The sequence below is a fragment of the Rahnella aquatilis CIP 78.65 = ATCC 33071 genome, assembly GCF_000241955.1.
Taxonomy (GTDB): domain Bacteria; phylum Pseudomonadota; class Gammaproteobacteria; order Enterobacterales; family Enterobacteriaceae; genus Rahnella; species Rahnella aquatilis.
This window is the reverse complement of the sequence record NC_016818.1, coordinates 1,104,228-1,123,866: the sequence shown is the minus strand read 5'-3', so window position 1 is coordinate 1,123,866 and position 19,639 is coordinate 1,104,228. Positions and strand designations below refer to the sequence as shown.

Sequence of the window (19,639 nt, the reverse complement as noted above, 5' to 3'; positions counted from 1 at the left end):
CGGATCAATGCTCACTAAAGCCCAGTGAATTGGGCGTCGGCACCGGCTGTTCGCAATCTGCCGGATTATCCGCTTTCGCCGGATCACAGATTACCGCCTGTGGCGGCAGGAAAATATGGTCGAGGATCGCTCGTGCCGTCGGTCCTGCAACAACCCCGTCGCCGCCGCCATTTTCCATGATTAACGCCATCACTACTGTCGGGTGCTTATAAGGCGCAAATGCCGTATAGAAAATATGGTCGCGCAGACGTACCGGCGTCATTTTGGCGTTATACACCTGATTTTCGCGCAAACTGAATACCTGAGATGTCCCGGATTTCGCCGCAATCTGATAAGGCGCGGTGTGGAAAAGTTTATAACCGGTGCCGTTCGGGAAGTTAGCCATCCCGAACATGCCGTTTTTCACAATGCCCCAGATCGGCGATTTCGGATCAGCAATTTGCTGCGTCGGTGGCATCTTATAAGGGGTGATCACTTTGCCACTTTTTGCAGAATACAGCAGATGCGGCGTTTCCAGCTTGCCGTTATTTACCAGCGCGCTCAGCGCCCGCACCATCTGAATCGGCGTCGCCACCCAGTAGCCCTGACCGATACCCACCGAGACGGTATCCCCCTGGAACCAGCCTTTTTTGTGAACCTTCATTTTCCACTCACGGCTCGGCAGTACACCGCTATATTGCTCATCCAGATCAATGCCAGTTGACTGACCATAGCCAAATTTACTGAGCCAGGTATGGATACGGTCTATGCCCATTTCATAGGCTACCTGATAGAAGAAAGTATCGGCAGACTCTTCGATAGCTTTGGTCACATTCAACATGCCGTGACCGGTTTTCAACCAGTCGCGGTAATGGCGCGTGGTGCCCGGCAGCGTCCAGGTCGGCGCACCGAAGAAAGTGGTTTGTGGCGTGATTACCCCTTCAAACAGCGCCGATGTCGCCATAAAAGGTTTCACCGTCGAGGCTGGCGGATACAGCCCCTGTGTTACACGGTTGATCAGCGGCAAATCCGGATTTTTTAGCAACGCGCTGTATTGCTTACTGGAAATGCCGTTAACAAACGGGTTCGGATCATAACTTGGGCTGGAGACCATCGCTTTGATCCCGCCGTCGCGCGGATCCATCACCACAACGGCGGCACGCTGACCTTTCAGCACTTTTTCGATGTACTGCTGCAAATCCAGATCCAGCGTCAGATAGATATTCTGCCCGGCCTGCGGCGGAACCTCTTTCAGTAAACGCACCACATGGCCGTGGTTATCAACCTCAACTTCCTGATAGCCGGTGCGGCCATGCAAAATATTTTCATAATATTTTTCAACGCCCTGCTTACCAATATCGTGGTCAGCCGCGTAATTCTCGGCAATACCTTCCGCCTCAAGACGTTTGGCATCTTTATCATTTATCTTCGAAACATAACCCACAACATGCGCCAGCTCCGCGCCATACGGATAACGACGCTGCTGATAGGTACTGATGGAGACACCGGGGAAATCAAACTGGTTAACGGAAAAACGCGCGACTTCAACATCCGTCAGCGCCAGTTTGAGCGGGATCTGCGCAAAGCGACGGCCGTGGATCATCGCATCGTGAAAGCTGTCCAGATCGTCCTGCGTCAGATCGACAATGGGTTTCAGCGCATTCAGCGTGGCGTTAAGATCAGGGACTTTTCCCGGGATCACTTCAATCTGGTACAGGGTGATATTTTGCGCCAGCACGACACCGTTGCGATCCATGATCAACCCGCGACTGGGTGCGATCGGCAGCATTTTGATGTCATTCTGATTCGAGCGGGTCTGGTAAAAATCATGCATGCCTACCTGCAGATGGTACAGGTTAAACACCAGCGCAGACGACAGGAGGATCACCACCAGAAATGCGATCACCGCACGACGAACGAAAAGGACGGACTCGGCCGTATGGTCGCGGATTTCGTCGTTAAGTAAGGCCATAAGCGGGCAAATACCTTTTTTGTCTGCTTCTTGAAGCGGGCGAAAATGAAAAAGTGGGGAGCGGAAAAGTGCGCAAGGATAGCCCGTCGGGCAACAGGCGACTATAAGAAGTGTGCTAATGAACTGACAGGAGTGTTTCTATTTATTGCAGGGCGTTGCGCACAGGCGTAACACCCCGGATTCAGAAAATGCAGTGGCCAGGATTTTTACTTGGCGGTATTCACTTTGCAATCCCCGTAGACATAGCCTTCGGTTTGCGTGGCAACGACAAAACTGTCTTTTACGTGAATATACATCAGGTTATCTTGCGCACCGGCTTTCATGGGCTGATTGTCTTTGCCAATGATGTCTGTCAGTTCCGGACTGGTGACCATTTTACTGCCATCGGGAGAAAAACTGAACGTGTTACCTGCGTCATAGACCTGGGCATTTTTATTCACGACTTCAGAAACATCGTTGCCCTCATCGGACTGCGTGTGATGCGTTAATACACATTGATACTGAGTGACAGCAGATGCCGAAAATGACGCCAGCACCAGGATAACCGCCACAAAACTGCCTAACCTGACCATCAGATAAATCCATAAAGTGAGCAAGAGTCCCATGCTATCACTTGTCTGACTGATAGAAAGCGCCTGGAAAAAAAATATTCACAACCTGAATGACTTAACCTAAATCCCCCATAATTAAGGATACCTCCAGTCCCGGTCCGCGTGTTTACTAGTTTTTTGTACTGCCATCAGGAAAAATCCTGCTTATAATCCGCAGATTGCACTTAAGTCTCTCACAAAGGATTCAGATGAAATCGTTCAAACTCCCCGGTACGGAAATGCATTTACGTTTCCACGAGTTGTCAGGGCTGGGCGTGCCGCTGGTCTTTTTACACGGTCTGGGCTGTGCCGCCTCCTGCGATTTTCCGCGGGTGGCGACCGATGCATCACTGCGCCCGCGTCGATCGCTGCTGCTGGATTTCGCCGGTTCGGGCTACAGCGATAAACCCGATGATTTCAGCTACAGCCTGCAGGCACATGCAGACTGCGTAATTGCCTGGCTGGAAAGTCTGGGTGTACCCCAGGTCAATTTAATCGGTCACAGCATGGGCGGCAGCATTGCCATTATGGTCGCGACACAACGCCCTGATTTGATCCAGCGCCTGATTGTCGCCGAGCCAAATCTGGATGCCGGAGGTGGCACCTTCAGTCGCGCAGTGGCTCAGTATTCAGAAGAAGCCTATCTGCGCGAGGGCCATGCGCATCTGATTGATGTCGCAGTACGCGGTAACAATCACATCTGGGCCGGGTGTATGAGCATCGCCTCGCCGCTGGCCATTCACCGCCAGGCGGTCGGGCTGGTAAAAGGTGAGGCGGTATCATGGCGCGAACAGCTCTATCAGCTTGAAATGCCTGCCACGGTGCTGTTTGGTGAATTTTCACTGCCTGAACCGGATGTCGCCATTTTGCCGCAACATGGCGTTCAGACCGCCATTGTGCCGCAAGCCGGCCACTCAATGATGTGGGAAAATCCGGCCGGCGTCGCGGCCACGATTAATGCCGCGCTGAATGCCTGAACATTGCAGGTCAGAATGTAGAAACCAAAACGAGCCAAAACGGCTCGTTTTTTTCACCCTGATAATTTAAATCACTCCCCTGCCAGAATCTTCCCGCTGTCCCTGATGACACGACGAAGCCTTGGTAACAAAATTTGTCATCCCGCCTGAAAAAACTAAATGACGGATTAGTGATCCAGATCAACTAAAACCCGCGCCCCGCAAGGCCTGCAGCGGTGTTTTAAGTCCAATTTCGAGGTGTTTTTTGCCCCAAAATGGCGACTCATGCCGTCATGGATGCATTTCATTCCGCAACTCATGCAACTCATGCCACAAATCATCCGCATTCATTTAGCGGACTTATCATAGCCACAGTTAATTGAATCTACTTCGCTCGGGAGAACCCACTATGAGTGACACATCTGGCATGCAGAACAACAACCGTACCCGCTGGCTGACACTGGCCGGTACCATTCTTACTCAACTGGCGCTGGGTTCCGTTTATACCTGGAGTCTGTTTAACGGTCAGTTGTCCGAAAAGCTCGGCGAACCGATCAGCCGCGTTGCACTGACTTTCGGTATCCTGAGCCTGTGTCTGGCTCTTGCTTCTTCCGTTGCCGGTAAACTTCAGGAACGCTTTGGTGTGCGTACCGTCACCATCGCCGCCGGTTTACTGATGGCCGCCGGTTTCGCACTGACCGCGCATTCCGATAACGTCATCATGCTGTACATCAGCGCCGGTGTGCTGGTCGGACTGGCAGACGGTGCGGGTTACCTGCTGACCCTCACCAACTGCGTGAAATGGTTCCCTGAACGTAAAGGCATGATTTCAGCCTGTTCAATTGGTGCATACGGTCTGGGCAGCCTGTTATTCAAATTCATTTGTGGCCATCTGCTGGCGACCGAAGGCCTGCAAAACACCTTCATGATCTGGGGAGGTGTCGCGATGGTGATGGTGATTGCCGGTGCACTGATGATGAAAGATGCACCGAAACAGGAAACATCAGCCGTCACCCGTGAGGAAAATACCCTGAACGACAACAGCAACGACAGCCGTGATTTCACCCTGGCCGAAGCCATTCGTGCGCCACAATACTGGATGCTGGCGCTGATGTTCCTGACCGCCTGTATGAGTGGCCTGTATGTCATTGGTGTGGCGAAAGATATCGGTCAGAGCCTGGTAAAACTGGATGCGCTGACGGCGGCGAACGCCGTGACCGTGATTGCGATTGCTAACCTGAGCGGCCGTCTGGTGCTGGGTGTGTTGTCTGACAAAATGCAGCGTATCCGCGTCATTTCCATCGCACAGGTTGTGTCACTGGCCGGGATGAGCATGATGCTGTTCACCCAGATGAACGAAATGATGTTCTTCCTCTCCGTGGCCTGTGTCGCTTTCAGCTTCGGCGGTACCATTACCGTTTACCCGTCCCTGGTCAGCGACTTCTTCGGTCTGAATAACATGACCAAGAACTACGGCCTGCTGTATCTGGGCTTCGGGATCGGCAGCATCTTTGCCTCACTGGTGGCTTCCCTGTTCGGCGGCTTCGCAGTGACCTTCAGTATCATCACTGCATTATTGATTGTGTCATTGGTTCTTTCTGCCACGATTCGCTTACCGAATAAGTCAGAAGAAGCGCATAATACGCTCCAGCACGTGTAACACAGCGGCTTAGCGCAGCATAAATGATGAACGGGAGCACAATTAGCTCCCGTTTCTCATGAATAAAGCAGTTAAAATCGGCCGCTGAATCACGTACCTCTTATGACAAAATGTGAACAGACCGGACACCTGCAAAATGAAACGCACCACCCTCGCTCTTTTTGGCCTGATGATCGCAACGACCACTTTCAACAGTATCGCTCAGGCTTACCCTTCCAGCGCTCAGGAAGTGGCTTCTGAACTGAACCGTAAAGCCAGCGAAAGCAGCACCAGACCTTCCACGACTATCGATGCCAGCGCGCATAACAAACTGAACGCCGGTACCGATTATCTGAAATAAAAAGTATCTGAAATAAGTCCGACGTCAGCGGCCCCCGACTTCAGCGAACCAAAGTGGCACGCTTGCCGTCGAATGCCCAACCGCGGATCAGATACTGCATGGCGATCGCATCATCGCGATCTTTGTGCCGCAGGGTGTTGTAACGCTGATGGGCGATGCCGACGGCATCCATATCCAGTTCAACACCCAGCCCCGGCAGCCCGTTCAGCGCCAGTTTACCGTCTTTAATCTGCAACGGATTTTTTGTCAGATGCTGGCCTTCCTGCCAGATCCAGTGCGTATCAAATGGTGTGATCTCGCCCGGCGCAGCCGCCCCGAGATGGGCCAGCATCGCCAGCGACACATCAAAGTGATTGTTCGAATGACAGCCAAGTGTCAGTCCCCACGCATTGCATAACGTGCCGATAGTATTCGCGCCGCGCATCGACCAATAATGGGGATCGGCCAGCGGGATATCGATCGCATTCAGTTGCAGCGCATGGCTCATCTGCCGCCAGTCGTTGGCAATCATATTGGTTGCGACCGGTAATCCGGTGGCGCGCTTAAATTCCGCCAGCGTTTCACGCCCGGAAAACCCCTGCTCCGCTCCGCATGGGTCTTCAACGTAAGACAAAATCCCGTGCATGTCTTTGCACAGCGAAATCGCCTGTTCCAGCGACCAGGACGCATTCGGATCCACCGTAATCCGCGCCTGCGGGAAGCGTTTTTTCAGCGCCCTGACCGTTTCGATTTCGACTTCACCCGCCTGCACGCCGCCTTTGAGTTTGAAATCTTTGAAGCCGTATTTATCCTGCGCGGCTTCCGCCAGTTGCACCACCTTTTCGTGGCTCATGGCCTCCTGATGGCGCAGGTGGTACCACGGATGTTGCCCTGCCTGTGCCTTTCCTTCCAGATATTCCAGATCGGTTTTCTGCCGGTCGGCGATATAAAACAGATAACCGAGTACCGGCACTTCATCGCGCTGTTTACCCGGCCCAAGCAGTTGCGCCACCGGCTGATTAAGAAACTGCCCCATCAGATCCAGCAGCGCCGTCTCCAGCACCGCGACGGCATTGTGATGACGTTCGAGATCCCACGGACGCAAGCCCGGCAGCACCGGTTTCGGCTGACGGTTTTCCTCCAGATCCCGTTTGTGCAAATCGCTGACCAGCTGATTCATGATGCCGATTTCCTGCCCGACGATATGCGGGATGGCGTCATTAAGGATCTTCAGCACCACGCCTGTGGCGGGCGCTTCACCCACGCCGGTATGCCCGGCACTGTCTTTGAGTACCAGCAAAATGCGGGTGAAATAGCAGTTATGCGCACCGGCAATGTTCAGTAGCATGCTGTCGTAACCGGCAACCGGAATAACCTGCATTTCGACAATTTTAGGCGTATCAGACATGACGTTTTGGCTCCATTCCCTGCGGGGCGTGATATTCAGGTTGCGTTGGCGTGCGGTGGGTTTTGGTGAAGAACAGTGTGATAGCGGCGAACACCGAAATTCCGCTGAGGATATACAAGCCCGCGGTTGTGCTGCCGGTGGTTTGTTGCAGATAACCAAACACCGCCGGTGCGAAGAAACCGCCGAGATTGCCCAGCGAATTGATCAGCGCAATCCCCGGTGCCACGATAGATGACGGCAACTGACTTTGCGGGATCGGCCAGAACAATACCGCGCTGGATTTCGTCCCGATACACACCACACACAGCGCAAACAAACCAAACCACGGGCTGCCGACAGTACACAAACAGGTGCCGATCGCCGCCACAATCAGCGCCAGTGCCAGAATGGTTTCGCGACTGCCACGGAAACGGTCACTGACGCGGCCAAGAATATTGATAGCGATAATGGCGCAAATCCACGGAACGGAATTCAGCATGCCGATCTGGAAGGGGGAAAGCCCCTGAATACGGCCGATGATCTCCGGCTGCCAGAACACCAGCGTGTAACCGGTCATGCACATGACAAAGAACAGAAAACACAGATACGCCATTTTGCCATCCGTGATTAGCTTCCAGCGCGACTGCCCTTGGGTGTGTAAATCACGCGAACTGGACTCCGTGCTCAGCGCGTGACTCAGCGCAATTTTCTCTTCACTGGTCAGCCATTTTGCCTCTTCAGGCCTGGACACCAGGAAGAACGCTGCCACGATCCCGACCAGTACCGACAGCGCACCCTCGATAAACAGCACCCATTGCCAGCCGGGTAATCCCATAAAATCATGCAGCTCCAGCAGGCCGCCGGTAACCGGGCCGGAGAGCAAATACGCCGCCGCCGATCCGGTGAGAATCAGCGCCGTGGCACGGCCGCGGTAAACATTCGGCACCCATTTGCGAAAATAAAACAGGATCCCCGGGAAGAAACCGGCTTCGGCGACGCCGAGCAGAAACCGCAGCACGTAAAATTGCATGGGCGTAGTGACGAAGCCCATGGCAAAGACCACCGCGCCCCAGGTGATCATGATGCGCGTCAGCCAGACGCGCGCGCCGTACTTGTCCATCAGCATATTGCTGGGAATTTCAAACAGCGCGTAACCGACGAAAAACAACCCGGCACCAAAGCCGAACGCAGCAGTGCTGATGCCCACGTCGGTTTCGAGGCTGTGTTTGATGAATCCGACATTGGTGCGATCGATTTGATTAATGATCAACATCAGGATGAGCATCGGAATGGTGCGGGCAAAGAATTTGCGGTTTGCACTGCGTACCGCTTTATTTTCATGACCGTTCATGGTGTTCCCTTAGCGTTGAAATTATGAACAACTGCAACACTAAGTAAGAGGTGAACACCGGGATTTACCATTGTGCAGCCGCCTAAGCTTTGATCACCCGCAAGGAATCAATCACACAATTACCGCCTATTATCAATGCATTAAATGATGTGCATAAGCACAATAACTTACCCTGCTTCGTCATTGCTTTTGCGCAGATTAGCGAGGTACTTCACAGTTCAGAAAGGGATTTTCCCGACGGATCCCTTAAAATAAGGACAGATATATATCCATACGGATTATATGTTTGTTATTATTGCATCCTGAAACAGATTATGGGGACGCTCCGTCCCGCACAAGGAGTGCGAAATGAAGGCAACTGCTTTTTGGTTAATGATGGCGGGTGGCTCTGTTGGCATCGGCTATGTGATGGCCCTGATGATGGAACTTCTGTGATGAAGCCGCATTAACGATGACGGATAAATAAGGACATTTCATGGCATTTTACAGCCCGAAACGCATCATTCTCTATACCGCAGCCGCCATCGCGCTGCTGGTGATCGTCGGCCTGGTGACTTATTTCACCGTCGGCCATTTAGGCGCATAACGCCTTTCCCTCCGTTTACCCTGGTCATGTGGCGGTACTTTCAGTATCGTCGCATAATGCTGCTATTCATTGAGAAATGCGGAAGGAAAAATCATGACATACAAAGGATTAATGATTGTTGCCGTCATTATCGTGCTGGCAAGCATCGGCTCTGAGTCTTTGATACAGAAAGGAATTGCCCTGGCAGACGCCAAAATTGATCAGGTCATTACCCATTATGCGGACAAATAAGCCTTACATCTGCTGGATTAACCTTACCGGGTGATGACAAAACCATACACAAGGTTTGATATCTTAAATCCATCAAATGTTGTGTGATGTCCCTGTGTAATACCCCTGTAGAACCCTGTTATTTGCCCGCCGCGTGCGGGCTTTTTTTTGCCTGTTTTCCGGCAAAGACATCATTTGGATTTGGATTGGGCGAAAGCAGTCACAGCTTATTCACGAATAATTCGAGTTGCAGGAAGTGAAGAAAGGCATTCCCGCAAGCATTTGGATTGGATCAAGGCGGCAACTGAGCGAGTCCCCGGGAGCATACATTAGTATGTGACTGGGGTGAGCGAAGACGGCCAACGCAGAGACAGCCCAAAGGATAAAGGGAATTTGCCGGTGCTTTCCCGGCCGTCATATTATGGCGCAAGCGTCCATCGAACACTCCGACATTGCGCGGCCTGAGCACGGCCATTTCATAACAGAAAAAACGGCTGAGATGAAAAATACTTCAACCGGCTTTTCTGTTATGGCTCCGGAAATAAATCCAGAAGCTTATAAAAAATAAACCCCGGCGTTGGCCAGGGTTTATTTTTGTCATTAATAATGTCGATACTGAAACAATTATTCTGGCTGCTCCGGGTTTAACCCATCTTCGCTATTGCAGAGTGTTTGCCTTCAATATCAGGCGACATTACAGAACGACAACGTTACCCGCTGATGGGCCTTTCTGACCATTTTCGATGGTGAACTCAACGTTCTGACCTTCGTCCAGGGTTTTGAAATCATTGCTCTGGATTGCAGAGAAGTGAACGAACACGTCTTTGCTGCCGTCTGCAGGGGAGATGAAACCGAAACCTTTACCAGCGTCAAACCATTTTACTAAACCAGTCATTTTATTAGACATAGGAAATACCTTCTTCGTTTTTATTTTATGATGCCATAGGGCAATATAGGTCTGTTTTTATTTGAAATACTTATGGATGCATCAGAGAAGGAAATTCGTCGGAGAAAGGATTTGCTATATCACTTGAACCAGGAACTGCTTTACTAAAATGTCTTACATAAATAGGTCTTAACCACAAACCGTTGACGCTATTTACACACAGGCGGATTTATTAAGCAAGCTTTTATTTCAACGCAATGATATTACCGGTGTTTTCATTCCATCAGGAAATATCGCTCAGGCCGCCCGTGGCAACGGCTGGGGCCCGATTAAATAAGGAGAAAGCCTGCCGGGTTCAGGCAGGCTTTAAGAATCATCCTCCCGCTCTTTTCATACAATCCGCACGACGACCGTCTACCCGCTTAGCAAACCAGGCGGTAGTCAGCTTGCGGGTAATCTTCGGGCTTTCCAGCGTGATGCCCGGCAGCATCTCGCGCGGCTGGCGTTTACCGGTGGTTTTATCCGCCAGCGCGAAGACCTGTTTATAGAGCTTCGTATCTTCAAACTCCAGCTGCTCACCCTTCTCCAGCGCCTTGCGGATGGCGGACTGGCTGATGTCCAGACGCTTGCTCAGCGAGCGTACCGCCAGCTCTGTGCTGCCCGGTTTATCAGTGCCGTAGTTAATCAGGTCACCGTCCAGCGCCAGCGGAACGCCGGACACTTTACTGACCGCGCTCTGGAACGCGGCGTTGCGGCTGGCATACCAGCCGGCATTAAAATCGGCAAAGCGGTACAGCGGTTGCGTGTAATTCGCCGGATATCCCAGCAGATGTTTGACGCCAAAATACACACCGCCGCGGCGGCTGAACACTTCGTTGCGGATCGAACCGTCGACTTGATACGGATAGCCTGTGGCGTTTTGCTCGGCAAACGCGATGCTGACCTGCATCGGCCCGCCGGTATGCACCGGATTCAGATTGCCGAACAGTTTCTGCCCCATCGGCACCATATCAATGAAATCATCAAAAATCGCGCTTAGCTGTTTCTCGGTTTTTACGTTATCCAGCCGCTCACTGTAGGATTTTCCGTTCGGCGATTTCAGCAACAACGCGGTATGCACCAGGAAATTGGGCACATGAACCGCATCGGCGCGCCGGTCGATCTCTTTCCAGGCAATTTTGCTTAATCCCGGCACCGGTGCGTCGGCGCTGAAATTGGATTCCTGCTGCGCCACCGCCAGCACAGAACAGATATTTTCGGTCGTCGCCGGGATGCCCTGCGTGGTGAAAGCGGCCGTAATATCGGTCGCCCAGCCTTTCCGGTCAGAGGCCGATGCCGGCATCAGCCGCACGATATCCGCTTTCACGTCATGCGGGTTTTGTACCGGCGTTGCGCTTTTTTTCGTCGAGGTACAACCGGCAAGGATCATCATGGCCAGCACCGGCGCGAACTGTTTCATCGAAAATGACTTATTCTTCAAAGTTATACATTCCCTGGATAAATGACTCTGCGAGTGACGTTAGCGAAGATAGCTATGCTGATCTAGCAAAAAATTATCTTTATGCGTTAAGGTTAATGCTCTGATGATGGAGATAAAGGAACAAGGAAATTATGCACTCAGCGCCCCGCCCGCAAACCTTACACCGCGCATTTTTACTGCCTTTTATGATGTTGCTGATGATTTTTGTCCTCAGCGGCTGCGGTGATAAAGAACCCGCACAACGCAAAGCCTTTATGGATTTTCTTCAGTCGCGGATCCTCGATAAACCCGTGCTGGCCGTGCCGCAACTGACCGAAGCGCAGAAAAAAGAATTTGGCGATTACACGAAAGATTACGCGATCATCACCGGTTTTCATCATCAGATGAATATCGAACTGGATTCTTCGCTGGTGCCAGTTTTTGCCGGCATGAACGGCGTAAACAGCGTCAGTAACCTGCTGGAACAGCGCGATGATCTGAAGAAAATGGCTGACAGCAGTGAACGATGGAAAGAGAGAATCGTGCTGCTGAAAACCCAGGCCGATACGCAGCATGCCGCCCTGAAACAGCCAGATGACCTGAAGAAGATTTACGATCAGGCCTATGAAAAAACCATCGTTAAACCGTCGCAGATCACTGAGCAGGTGTTCGATTTATTGCCGCAGGTACTGAACCTGATTGTGGCGAAGGCCGATTTCATCAAGAATCAGGGCAAAAATGTCACCATCACCGGCAATCGTCTGCAATTTGCCAACCAGAAACAGTTGGATAAATACAACGCCATCCAGCAAAAACTGGTTCCGCTGAACGCGCAACTGATGCAACTGAGCCGTCAGATGCAGCAAATGGTGCGTTAATCCCCCAGGCAAAGACCCGGTCAGTGGAAGACGGTTTTTTCATTGCAGTGCTTTTGTTATGGTGTGCGGCAATTAAATAAGGAGACACCTATGAATGACGAGACCCTGAACAAACGAGTGGATCAGCTCGAACGCGTAAACCGTGAACTGCTGGTACAGATTTCCGCCATGCGTCTGCTGTTTGGCAGCGTCGGTAATGTGCTGAATGCCAGCCAGGAAAATGCCTTTACCCTCGCGGTCAATCAGGCACTGGAAGCCAACCGTGCAGATGTCGCCAATCAGGCTGATCTGGATGACGCCTCACGCAAATTCCGCGAAGACGTCTTCAAATGCACTGAATCCCTGCTGCCGGGTTCACGCTAAAAAAAGCTCAGGCGCGATGCCTGAGCCTTTTCTCTTTCTTCTGAGGGGCCTTTTAGCCTCACTCCCTCTACAAATTCACCACGCGGTTACGCCCTTCATTTTTGGCCTGATACAACGCTTTATCCGCCGTTCTCAATGCGCCGTCGATATTGGCTTTTCCGGGATAGAACAGGGTTACGCCGAGTGAAATAGTGACCTGACCGGCCCCCTCAAACTGCTGCACTTCAACCTGCTTGCGCAAACGCTCGGCAAGCCCGATGGCCTGCGTCAGTGACGCGCCGGGCAGCAGCAACAGAAACTCTTCGCCGCCCATGCGGCACAGCAAATCGCCTTCCCGCGAATTACTCAGAATATGGCGCGCCAGTTGGGTAATCACCATATCACCGACACCATGCCCGTAGGTGTCGTTTATTTTTTTGAAGTGATCGATATCGAGCGTGACGACCGCAATGCGCGACGATCCCGTTAGCTGTTTATCTACCGCCTCATAAAAACCGCGCCGGTTCAGCAGCCCGGTCATCGGGTCGGTATGGGCCTCGGTACTGAGTTGTTCGATGCGCTGATGCAACAATCGGATCCCCTGCAACATCACCGTTTTCAGCTTCGACGCTTCATAATACCAGGCATTGATTTGCTGAATTTCCTCGGAGACATCATGTGAATCCATGGTGTCAGCTTTTGAGGCAAGCTGTCGCAGCGGGCGCGAAATATAGCGCGTCAGCAACCAGATGCAGATAAATACCAAGATAACGATCGGCAGCGTGTAGATCAGAACCAGCACCATTACGTGATACAGCAGCACCACATCAGATTTCGCCGGATGCAGCACCAGCACCGTCCACCCCGCCACCTCCATCGTGGAGAAACCGGCCAGAGATTCTTCGCCCTGCAGGTTTTCCATGCGCAAAAAACCCTGCTCCCGGCCACCCAGAAGTGCCTTATTGACATGCCCCTGTGGCGCGCTTTCGCTCCAGCCTGAGGCGTCGCGATACAACACGTCACCTTCACGGTCGATGACATAGATATAGGCGTCTTTACGGTAATTGCGCGCATTTATCAGCGTATCCACAATGCCGCCTTTGCTCAGGTCAATTTCGGTCGCCAGATACCCGAGATAGCCGCCACGCGCGTTACGGATAGGGGAAGAAAGCACAATGATATGATTATTCTGCGGAGTGCGAAACGGCGAGCTGAGTACCGGATTTTGCGTTTTCAGCGCAGCGGTATTGGCATCCGACTCCAGTGTTAAACCAACCATCGTCGCAGAGTTTCGCGATGCCGCACGCACGACGCCGGTTTTATCCACCACCAGCACGGAGCTGAAGCGCTTACTTTGCACCTGCAAACGATCGGCCTCTTCGGTCAGGGCATCAACATTATTAAACCGGGCACCCAGTAAATCGGCGCTATAGGCCACCTGCTTGTTCGCCGCATTGAAAAACAAATCGCCCGTCAGCGACAGCCGTGTGGCGAAAGACTGACTCGCCCGCAATGAGGATTCGGTAAGGAGTTTCTTCTCTACCTGAAAAATTGCCAGGTAGCTACTGAGCAAGGTGACAAGCGTACTCACCAGTGCAAGAAGCAATATCAGTCTTTTAAGATTAAATGCAAACCGCCGCTGCTGATCCATTCTCTGTCCGTTGAGCTAATGACTCTGAATATTACAGAGGATAGCAGCATGTCCGGCAAGGGTTTTAATATGTCTCAGTCAGGGCGGTTTTGCCGGTGATTCACAACGGCGCTTTAGCTGAATGTCTTAAGATTCAGGGCTTGCGTATTAACTTCTGTAAACGCGCTTTTTGCCAGCGCTCCACTGTTGTGCGAAAAACAAAAATGCGTAAACCACGCAGCAACAAAATACCGCCCCAGATACCCAGCGGCCAGACGAACCAGTCTGAATCCGGCGAGGTGTAATGGTTTAGCGCGAACAAACCGGCATTGACCACTGCCCACAACAGAACGGAACGGTAAAAGCTGCTTTCTTCCGCCACCTGATATCTGGCCTTTTCTATCTGTTCGTCAAGCGCCTGCTCCGAAAAACTGCCCGCCTGCGTATTGTTTTCTGTCAGTTCAGCCACCTTGATATCAAAGGCTGCCGCAATAGCGCCGAGGGTTTCGAGGCTGGCCTGTTCGCCATTTTCGATACGCTGAACCGTGCGCACACTCAGTGAGGAAAGTTCTGCCAGTTGTTCCTGAGACCATGCGCGGGAAATGCGAAGTTGCCTGATTTTGCTCTGATTCATAATTTATACCTGTAGAGTGAATGTTGAACACCCAATCAGCATGCAACGCGGGATCGGAAATCAACACGACAGCAACCTGACATGGACACGACAGCAACCTGACAGCCTTAAAAATCAGAATGTTAACCGGTAAAACTTACTGTCTACTGCCATCAGCGGGAAGGCTGGCGGGAGATCCGGCACCCTGACTTCCTTAAAACCGTTCTTTTCATAAAAGCGATGCGCTGCCAGAAACTTGTCTGTCGTGCCGAGAAAAATGTCCTTCACATTTTTCGTCTGCGCATGGTGCAGCAACGTGTTAAGTAGCAATGCGGCCACACCGTACTCCCTGCCACGAAAAGGGGCGCTGACAAACATTTTGCGCAGTGCCGTCTGCGCGTTGCCGATATCTTTCAGCCCCAGCGTACCCACGACTTTCCCTTCACAGCGGGCAACCCAGAAATCCCCGGTGCCGCACTGGTAAAATTGCGGAATATCATGCAGATCAGGCTGTTGCTCTTCGGTGATGGCAATGCCAAATTCCTGGTTCTGGATCGGTAAAATCACGTCAACCACACCGCGCTGATCGGCGGCAGAAAAGCGTTCAATTAAGACAGAATGACTCATCACACACTCCCTCAGTTAAAGACAGATTTAATTTGGACATAGCAGCGCCAGCTCAGGATTTTCAGGGAAAACCCGCTCGCTGAGAAAATCAATAAACACCCGTAACTTCGGCGTCATATAACCACCGGACGGCCATAAAATGTAAAAGTCACCACTGCGCTTCACGTAATCATCCAGCACCGTCAACAGTTGTCCGCGCGCCAGCTCCTTGCGAATACTGAAATCAGGCAGACAGGCGATGCCCAGCCCCTGCAGGGCAAAACACTGGCGGGTTTCAATATTATTGCAAACCATCGATACCGGCAGTGCTAAATCCTGATACTCCGGCAGCGGCCACAGCTCAAGCTTTCCACTGTTAGGAAAGCGAAAATGCAGACAACGGTGATCAACCAGTTCCTGCGGCTTCGCAGGCATCCCGTGCTGTTCAAAATAAGCGGGCGCACCAACCAGTAAATGATGAAAAGTGCCCAGCTTGCGCATCGACAACCGGGAATCAGCCAGCTGGCCGGTGCGCACCACGGCGTCAAACCCCTCTTCCACCACATCAACGATGCGATCGGTGAAATCCAGATCCAGCCCGATATCGGGATAACGGCGCATAAACTCGCCCAGCACCGGCAAAAGTAACGTACTGACCTGCGGCAAACTCAGCCGCAATCTGCCGCGCGGACATTCTGCCAGTTGTGACAGCTCGCTTTGCGCGGCTTCGAATTCCGCCATAATCCTGCGGCAACGTTCAAGAAACAACGTCCCCTCGGCGGTCAGCGTCACGCTGCGGGTACTGCGGTGAAACAGCCGCACATTCAGCTTAGTTTCCATGCGCGCAATGCTTTTGCCCACCGCCGACGCCGACACACCCAAAATTCGCCCTGCTGCGACAAAACTGCGGGTTTCTGCCACATGGACAAACACATTCAGGCTACTGAGATTTTCCATTGCTGCCCCCCGATTGCGGACATCAGCGTCCGTATATTATGGAAATCTACCCTACTTTTTCCGCACTGAGGAGATCTCTATCGTGATTTAACCCTTTCTGAAATGAGATATCCCATGAATTCCACTGCATTGAAATCCCGGCTTGATTGCGTTATCGCGCAGGCCATTGAATCACAAAGACTGGTCGGTGCCGTTGTCATGGTCGCCCATCACGGCGAAGTTGTTTACCGCCAGGCAGCCGGTTTTGCCGACCGGGAAGGCCAAAAACCTATGCCTGAAAATGCACTTTTTCGTCTGGCATCGGTCAGCAAGCCAATAGTGTCCACCGCTGCAATGGCGCTGATCACCCAGGGAAAGCTGGCGCTGGATGATGATATTCATCCATGGTTGCCGCAGTTTCGTCCTGCACTGCCAGACGGACAACCGGCACGCATCACGGTACGACAGTTATTAAGTCATACCGCCGGACTGAGTTACCGCTTTTTTGAGCCGGACGAAAACGGCCCTTATGCCCGTGCAGGGGTTTCTGACGGAATGGACAGCAGCGGCATTTCGCTGGCGGAAAATCTGCGACGCTTATCGGATGTGCCTTTGCTGTATACACCGGGCACGTCGTGGGGATATTCGCTGGCCGTCGATGTGCTGGGCGCAGTACTGGAACAGGTGTGCAAACAACCGCTCGCTGAAGTGGTCAAAACGCAACTGACCGGCCCGCTGAACATGCAGGATACCGGTTTCTTCGCCCATGACCCGGCACGGCTGGCTACGCCGTATGTCAGTGATGGGCCACAGCCCCATCGTCTGTGTGAAGGCGAAAAGGTCGCCGCTTTCGACAATACCGTAGGAATTGAATACTCACCTTCGCGCGCACTCAATGCTCAGGCTTATCCTTACGGCGGCGCGGGTATGGTCAGCAGCGCGGCAGACGTACTGAAGATGCTGGAAATGCTGCGTTGCGGTGGCGCTCCGTTAGTGTCAGCGGCGCTGGTCGATGAAATGGGACGCGATCAAACTCGCGGTGCCGAACTGCCGGAATCGCCGGGGCTGGGCTTTGGCCTGGGTTTTTCGGTATTGCGTAACCCGCAGGCCGCCGCTTCACCGGAATCAACCGGCACGTGGCGCTGGGGCGGGGCTTACGGTCACTCCTGGTTCGTTGACCGTACCGCCGGACTGAGCGTCGTCGCCTTCACCAATACCCTGTATGAAGGCATGTCAGGCGCGTTTGTCACTGAAGTGCGCGATGCCGTGTACGGAGTGCAGTCATGAATGCCACAGCACTGAAATCACCCCTTCCGCTTTCCGCTTTACTGGCGATGGCGCTGACCGGCTTTATCGCCATCATGACGGAAACCCTGCCCGCCGGGCTGTTGCCCCAGATAGCGGCCAGTCTGGATGTTTCACCAGCGATGGCCGGGCAACTGGTGACGCTGTATGCCGCCGGTTCGCTGATGGCCGTGATCCCGCTGGCGGCTCTGACACGGGGCTGGAACCGCCGCACGGCGTTGCTGACGGCAATCTTTGGCTTTCTGATTTTTAATACCCTCACCACATTCTCGACGAATTATTTCCTGACGCTCTTCGCCCGCTGGGTGGCCGGTGCGGCAGCCGGACTGGCATGGGGATTACTGGCCGGTTACGCAAGGCGGATGGTGCCGGTGCATCAGCAAGGGCGTGCGTTGTCGGTGGCCATGGTCGGCACGCCGCTGGCGCTGTCTGTCGGCGTCCCGCTGGGTACCTGGATGGGTTCCGCGCTCGGATGGCGGATGGCGTTCGGCGTGATGTCCGCTATCACCGTGCTGCTGATTGTCTGGGTGATACGAAAAGTACCAGACTATCCGGGTCAGGCCGCCGGTGAACGCCAGCCTTTGAGGCAGGTGCTGATGATGCCCGGCGTGCGCAGTATTCTGATGGTGATACTGCTGTGGATGCTGGCGCACAACCTGCTTTATACCTACATTGTGCCGTTCCTGCGCCTTTCCGGGCTTGATGCGCGGGCCGATCAGATATTGCTGGTTTTCGGCATTGGCGCGCTGGCAGGCATTGGTATCACCGGTATGCTGGTGGATAAACATTTGCGCCGCACCCTGCTTACCAGCCTGTTTATGTTTGCCCTGCTTTCCCTGATGCTGGCGCTGAGCCACTTCTCACCGCTTAACGTAACGGTGTGTGTCGCGCTGTGGGGGCTGACGTTTGGCGGTGCAGCAACATTGCTGCAAACAGCGATGGCTGATGCCACCGGTGAACATGCCGATATGGCGCAATCGATGGTGGTCGTGGCATGGAATCTGGCGATTGCCGGTGGCGGGTTAACCGGAGGCGTTTTGCTGGAAACTGCGGGCATTGCCATTTTTCCATGGGCCATGCAACTGCTCATCGTCGCCGGGCTGATTATTGCCGTCTGCGCCCGAAAGAATGGTTTCCGCCCCGGTGCCCGTCATGCAGCAATAGCATCAATGCCGCAGGAGCAGAAACGGGATCAAAGTTTCGAAACAGTCGAAAAGGTATAATTTCTTAAACCTTTCCGGAACCAGAACGCTGAAGCCGCACCCGATGCGGCTTCAGCGTTCTGGCAGAGTAAAAAGCAGGCAATTCAGAATCAATGAGAATCATGGAAGCACGTAATAAAACCGTTATACTTTTGTCAGTCATTGCCATTGCAGCCTTACTGCTGATGGCGTTTGAATGGCTCAGCGATCAGGCCGTTCCTGAACTGAAAGAACAGGTTGTTCATTATGTCGATCAGCATATGGCGGGCTAAAATGCCCGAATGGCAGGAGGAGAAATGGTAACCAAACGGATGATGATCAAGCACTGGAAAATGGTCGTAGTACTGCTGTGTATCTGTGGCGCACTCATGCTGTTACGCTGGGCGGCAATGATCTGGGGGTAAAGTTTTGCAAATTACCCCGGTTAAAACCGCTTAAATAAGCATCAATCCGGTCAGGGGGTTGAAACCTTACGCCACGCGAGCCAGAATATCCTCAGTGATTTTTAAGAGCATGTTCGCCCGTTTATGAAAACACCGAAACCGCGTCGTCCGCATGGGCGATGGACTTATTACATTATGCACGAAGACATTCTGTGGCCCTGCCCGGTTCGCTGGGAGTGGGAAAATGGCTACGGTGGCTGGCTGCCTTTTTATTACTCACCGACGCTGGAATTTGTGGCTGGCGATCCGGACAAAGCTACCAAAGTGGCGGGCAACAAGGCCCGTACGCTGCGTAAACCCGTCAGGATCCACGAGTACGAATACTGATT

General features: G+C 52.8%; 22 protein-coding genes. 12 read left to right on the top strand and 10 right to left on the bottom strand.

From position 1 onward, the window contains the following. Nucleotides 1-4: 4 nt before the first annotated feature. Nucleotides 5-1,951 (bottom strand): penicillin-binding protein 2, encoded by a 1,947-nt coding sequence (gene mrdA / locus RAHAQ2_RS05205; RefSeq protein ID WP_015696232.1) that lies wholly within the window; start codon nucleotides 1,949-1,951, stop codon nucleotides 5-7. A 206-nt stretch (nucleotides 1,952-2,157) separates the two neighbouring features. After that, nucleotides 2,158-2,556, bottom strand: a complete 399-nt coding sequence (locus RAHAQ2_RS05200) for a hypothetical protein (protein ID WP_231572415.1) — start codon at nucleotides 2,554-2,556, stop codon at nucleotides 2,158-2,160. A 194-nt stretch (nucleotides 2,557-2,750) separates the two neighbouring features. On the opposite strand from RAHAQ2_RS05200, the gene RAHAQ2_RS05195 reads away from it, so the two are divergent. From RAHAQ2_RS05195 to RAHAQ2_RS05185, 3 genes are all read left to right on the top strand, one after another. Continuing rightward, nucleotides 2,751-3,518 (top strand): alpha/beta fold hydrolase, encoded by a 768-nt coding sequence (locus RAHAQ2_RS05195; RefSeq protein WP_015696230.1) that lies wholly within the window; start codon nucleotides 2,751-2,753, stop codon nucleotides 3,516-3,518. A 388-nt stretch (nucleotides 3,519-3,906) separates the two neighbouring features. Continuing rightward, the gene (locus RAHAQ2_RS05190) at nucleotides 3,907-5,157 is read left to right on the top strand and encodes an L-lactate MFS transporter (RefSeq protein WP_015696229.1); all 1,251 of its coding nucleotides are present in this window, start codon (nucleotides 3,907-3,909) and stop codon (nucleotides 5,155-5,157) included. A gap of 136 nt (nucleotides 5,158-5,293) precedes the next feature. Then, the gene (locus RAHAQ2_RS05185) at nucleotides 5,294-5,497 is read left to right on the top strand and encodes a hypothetical protein (protein ID WP_015696228.1); all 204 of its coding nucleotides are present in this window, start codon (nucleotides 5,294-5,296) and stop codon (nucleotides 5,495-5,497) included. Between the two features lie 40 nt (nucleotides 5,498-5,537). Here the strand turns inward: RAHAQ2_RS05185 and RAHAQ2_RS05180 are convergent, their stop codons facing one another. Further along, a complete protein-coding gene (locus RAHAQ2_RS05180; protein WP_015696227.1) occupies nucleotides 5,538-6,884 on the bottom strand; it encodes an enolase C-terminal domain-like protein in 1,347 nt (448 codons plus the stop codon). Continuing rightward, nucleotides 6,877-8,214 (bottom strand): MFS transporter, encoded by a 1,338-nt coding sequence (locus tag RAHAQ2_RS05175; protein WP_015696226.1) that lies wholly within the window; start codon nucleotides 8,212-8,214, stop codon nucleotides 6,877-6,879. Before RAHAQ2_RS05175 ends, RAHAQ2_RS05180 begins: the two co-directional genes overlap by 8 nt. A gap of 679 nt (nucleotides 8,215-8,893) precedes the next feature. Here RAHAQ2_RS05175 and RAHAQ2_RS25780 point away from each other — a divergent pair. Then, on the top strand, nucleotides 8,894-9,031 hold the full coding sequence (locus tag RAHAQ2_RS25780) for a hypothetical protein (RefSeq protein WP_015696224.1): 138 nt from the start codon (nucleotides 8,894-8,896) through the stop codon (nucleotides 9,029-9,031). 400 nt (nucleotides 9,032-9,431) lie between these two features. Continuing rightward, nucleotides 9,432-9,578, top strand: a complete 147-nt coding sequence (locus RAHAQ2_RS25680; protein ID WP_156105431.1) for a hypothetical protein — start codon at nucleotides 9,432-9,434, stop codon at nucleotides 9,576-9,578. A gap of 126 nt (nucleotides 9,579-9,704) precedes the next feature. Here the strand turns inward: RAHAQ2_RS25680 and cspE are convergent, their stop codons facing one another. Then, entirely contained in the window at nucleotides 9,705-9,917 is a 213-nt protein-coding gene (gene cspE / locus RAHAQ2_RS05170) for a transcription antiterminator/RNA stability regulator CspE (RefSeq protein WP_013574336.1), read from the bottom strand. Between the two features lie 352 nt (nucleotides 9,918-10,269). Further along, nucleotides 10,270-11,355 (bottom strand): DUF1615 domain-containing protein, encoded by a 1,086-nt coding sequence (locus RAHAQ2_RS05165; protein WP_015696223.1) that lies wholly within the window; start codon nucleotides 11,353-11,355, stop codon nucleotides 10,270-10,272. A gap of 152 nt (nucleotides 11,356-11,507) precedes the next feature. Between RAHAQ2_RS05165 and RAHAQ2_RS05160 the strand changes: the two genes are divergently transcribed. After that, nucleotides 11,508-12,233, top strand: a complete 726-nt coding sequence (locus RAHAQ2_RS05160) for a DUF3053 domain-containing protein (protein ID WP_015696222.1) — start codon at nucleotides 11,508-11,510, stop codon at nucleotides 12,231-12,233. 90 nt (nucleotides 12,234-12,323) lie between these two features. Further along, nucleotides 12,324-12,596 carry a hypothetical protein gene (locus tag RAHAQ2_RS05155; protein WP_015689466.1) on the top strand — a complete coding sequence of 91 codons (273 nt, stop codon included), beginning with the start codon at nucleotides 12,324-12,326 and terminating at the stop codon, nucleotides 12,594-12,596. 67 nt (nucleotides 12,597-12,663) lie between these two features. On the opposite strand, the gene RAHAQ2_RS05150 is transcribed toward RAHAQ2_RS05155, so the two are convergent. The 4 genes from RAHAQ2_RS05150 to RAHAQ2_RS05135 all read right to left on the bottom strand — a co-directional run bounded on the left by RAHAQ2_RS05150 (nucleotide 12,664) and on the right by RAHAQ2_RS05135 (nucleotide 16,381). Next, complete coding sequence (locus RAHAQ2_RS05150; RefSeq protein ID WP_015696221.1) at nucleotides 12,664-14,226, bottom strand: sensor domain-containing diguanylate cyclase; 1,563 nt, start codon at nucleotides 14,224-14,226, stop codon at nucleotides 12,664-12,666. A 133-nt stretch (nucleotides 14,227-14,359) separates the two neighbouring features. Beyond that, on the bottom strand, nucleotides 14,360-14,839 hold the full coding sequence (locus RAHAQ2_RS05145) for a 2TM domain-containing protein (protein WP_015696220.1): 480 nt from the start codon (nucleotides 14,837-14,839) through the stop codon (nucleotides 14,360-14,362). A 114-nt stretch (nucleotides 14,840-14,953) separates the two neighbouring features. Further along, nucleotides 14,954-15,445: a GNAT family N-acetyltransferase gene (locus RAHAQ2_RS05140; protein ID WP_015696219.1), complete on the bottom strand. Its 492-nt coding sequence runs from the start codon at nucleotides 15,443-15,445 to the stop codon at nucleotides 14,954-14,956. 27 nt (nucleotides 15,446-15,472) lie between these two features. Beyond that, entirely contained in the window at nucleotides 15,473-16,381 is a 909-nt protein-coding gene (locus RAHAQ2_RS05135) for a LysR family transcriptional regulator (RefSeq protein WP_015696218.1), read from the bottom strand. 114 nt (nucleotides 16,382-16,495) lie between these two features. On the opposite strand from RAHAQ2_RS05135, the gene RAHAQ2_RS05130 reads away from it, so the two are divergent. The 5 genes from RAHAQ2_RS05130 to RAHAQ2_RS05115 all read left to right on the top strand — a co-directional run bounded on the left by RAHAQ2_RS05130 (nucleotide 16,496) and on the right by RAHAQ2_RS05115 (nucleotide 19,637). Then, nucleotides 16,496-17,647: a serine hydrolase domain-containing protein gene (locus RAHAQ2_RS05130; protein WP_015696217.1), complete on the top strand. Its 1,152-nt coding sequence runs from the start codon at nucleotides 16,496-16,498 to the stop codon at nucleotides 17,645-17,647. Continuing rightward, nucleotides 17,644-18,888, top strand: coding sequence for an MFS transporter (locus RAHAQ2_RS05125; RefSeq protein WP_015696216.1), 1,245 nt, complete (start codon nucleotides 17,644-17,646; stop codon nucleotides 18,886-18,888). Before RAHAQ2_RS05130 ends, RAHAQ2_RS05125 begins: the two co-directional genes overlap by 4 nt. A 101-nt stretch (nucleotides 18,889-18,989) precedes the next feature. After that, nucleotides 18,990-19,139: a hypothetical protein gene (locus RAHAQ2_RS05120; RefSeq protein ID WP_231572417.1), complete on the top strand. Its 150-nt coding sequence runs from the start codon at nucleotides 18,990-18,992 to the stop codon at nucleotides 19,137-19,139. A gap of 24 nt (nucleotides 19,140-19,163) precedes the next feature. Next, nucleotides 19,164-19,271: a small membrane protein YniD gene (gene yniD / locus RAHAQ2_RS24800; RefSeq protein WP_015696214.1), complete on the top strand. Its 108-nt coding sequence runs from the start codon at nucleotides 19,164-19,166 to the stop codon at nucleotides 19,269-19,271. Nucleotides 19,272-19,394: 123 nt separating this feature from the next. After that, a complete protein-coding gene (locus RAHAQ2_RS05115) occupies nucleotides 19,395-19,637 on the top strand; it encodes a hypothetical protein (RefSeq protein WP_015696213.1) in 243 nt (80 codons plus the stop codon). Nucleotides 19,638-19,639: the final 2 nt, after the last annotated feature.

Bases quoted from the DNA above. Each gene is read 5' to 3' on its own strand.
- mrdA (WP_015696232.1), bottom strand. From the start codon at position 1,951: ATGGCCTTACTTAACGACGAAATCCGCGACCATACGGCCGAGTCCGTC.
- RAHAQ2_RS05200 (WP_231572415.1), bottom strand. From the start codon at position 2,556: ATGGGACTCTTGCTCACTTTATGGATTTATCTGATGGTCAGGTTAGGC.
- RAHAQ2_RS05195 (WP_015696230.1), top strand. From the start codon at position 2,751: ATGAAATCGTTCAAACTCCCCGGTACGGAAATGCATTTACGTTTCCAC.
- RAHAQ2_RS05190 (WP_015696229.1), top strand. From the start codon at position 3,907: ATGAGTGACACATCTGGCATGCAGAACAACAACCGTACCCGCTGGCTG.
- RAHAQ2_RS05185 (WP_015696228.1), top strand. From the start codon at position 5,294: ATGAAACGCACCACCCTCGCTCTTTTTGGCCTGATGATCGCAACGACC.
- RAHAQ2_RS05180 (WP_015696227.1), bottom strand. From the start codon at position 6,884: ATGTCTGATACGCCTAAAATTGTCGAAATGCAGGTTATTCCGGTTGCC.
- RAHAQ2_RS05175 (WP_015696226.1), bottom strand. From the start codon at position 8,214: ATGAACGGTCATGAAAATAAAGCGGTACGCAGTGCAAACCGCAAATTC.
- RAHAQ2_RS25780 (WP_015696224.1), top strand. From the start codon at position 8,894: ATGACATACAAAGGATTAATGATTGTTGCCGTCATTATCGTGCTGGCA.
- RAHAQ2_RS25680 (WP_156105431.1), top strand. From the start codon at position 9,432: ATGGCGCAAGCGTCCATCGAACACTCCGACATTGCGCGGCCTGAGCAC.
- cspE (WP_013574336.1), bottom strand. From the start codon at position 9,917: ATGTCTAATAAAATGACTGGTTTAGTAAAATGGTTTGACGCTGGTAAA.
- RAHAQ2_RS05165 (WP_015696223.1), bottom strand. From the start codon at position 11,355: ATGAAACAGTTCGCGCCGGTGCTGGCCATGATGATCCTTGCCGGTTGT.
- RAHAQ2_RS05160 (WP_015696222.1), top strand. From the start codon at position 11,508: ATGCACTCAGCGCCCCGCCCGCAAACCTTACACCGCGCATTTTTACTG.
- RAHAQ2_RS05155 (WP_015689466.1), top strand. From the start codon at position 12,324: ATGAATGACGAGACCCTGAACAAACGAGTGGATCAGCTCGAACGCGTA.
- RAHAQ2_RS05150 (WP_015696221.1), bottom strand. From the start codon at position 14,226: ATGGATCAGCAGCGGCGGTTTGCATTTAATCTTAAAAGACTGATATTG.
- RAHAQ2_RS05145 (WP_015696220.1), bottom strand. From the start codon at position 14,839: ATGAATCAGAGCAAAATCAGGCAACTTCGCATTTCCCGCGCATGGTCT.
- RAHAQ2_RS05140 (WP_015696219.1), bottom strand. From the start codon at position 15,445: ATGAGTCATTCTGTCTTAATTGAACGCTTTTCTGCCGCCGATCAGCGC.
- RAHAQ2_RS05135 (WP_015696218.1), bottom strand. From the start codon at position 16,381: ATGGAAAATCTCAGTAGCCTGAATGTGTTTGTCCATGTGGCAGAAACC.
- RAHAQ2_RS05130 (WP_015696217.1), top strand. From the start codon at position 16,496: ATGAATTCCACTGCATTGAAATCCCGGCTTGATTGCGTTATCGCGCAG.
- RAHAQ2_RS05125 (WP_015696216.1), top strand. From the start codon at position 17,644: ATGAATGCCACAGCACTGAAATCACCCCTTCCGCTTTCCGCTTTACTG.
- RAHAQ2_RS05120 (WP_231572417.1), top strand. From the start codon at position 18,990: ATGGAAGCACGTAATAAAACCGTTATACTTTTGTCAGTCATTGCCATT.
- yniD (WP_015696214.1), top strand. From the start codon at position 19,164: ATGGTAACCAAACGGATGATGATCAAGCACTGGAAAATGGTCGTAGTA.
- RAHAQ2_RS05115 (WP_015696213.1), top strand. From the start codon at position 19,395: ATGAAAACACCGAAACCGCGTCGTCCGCATGGGCGATGGACTTATTAC.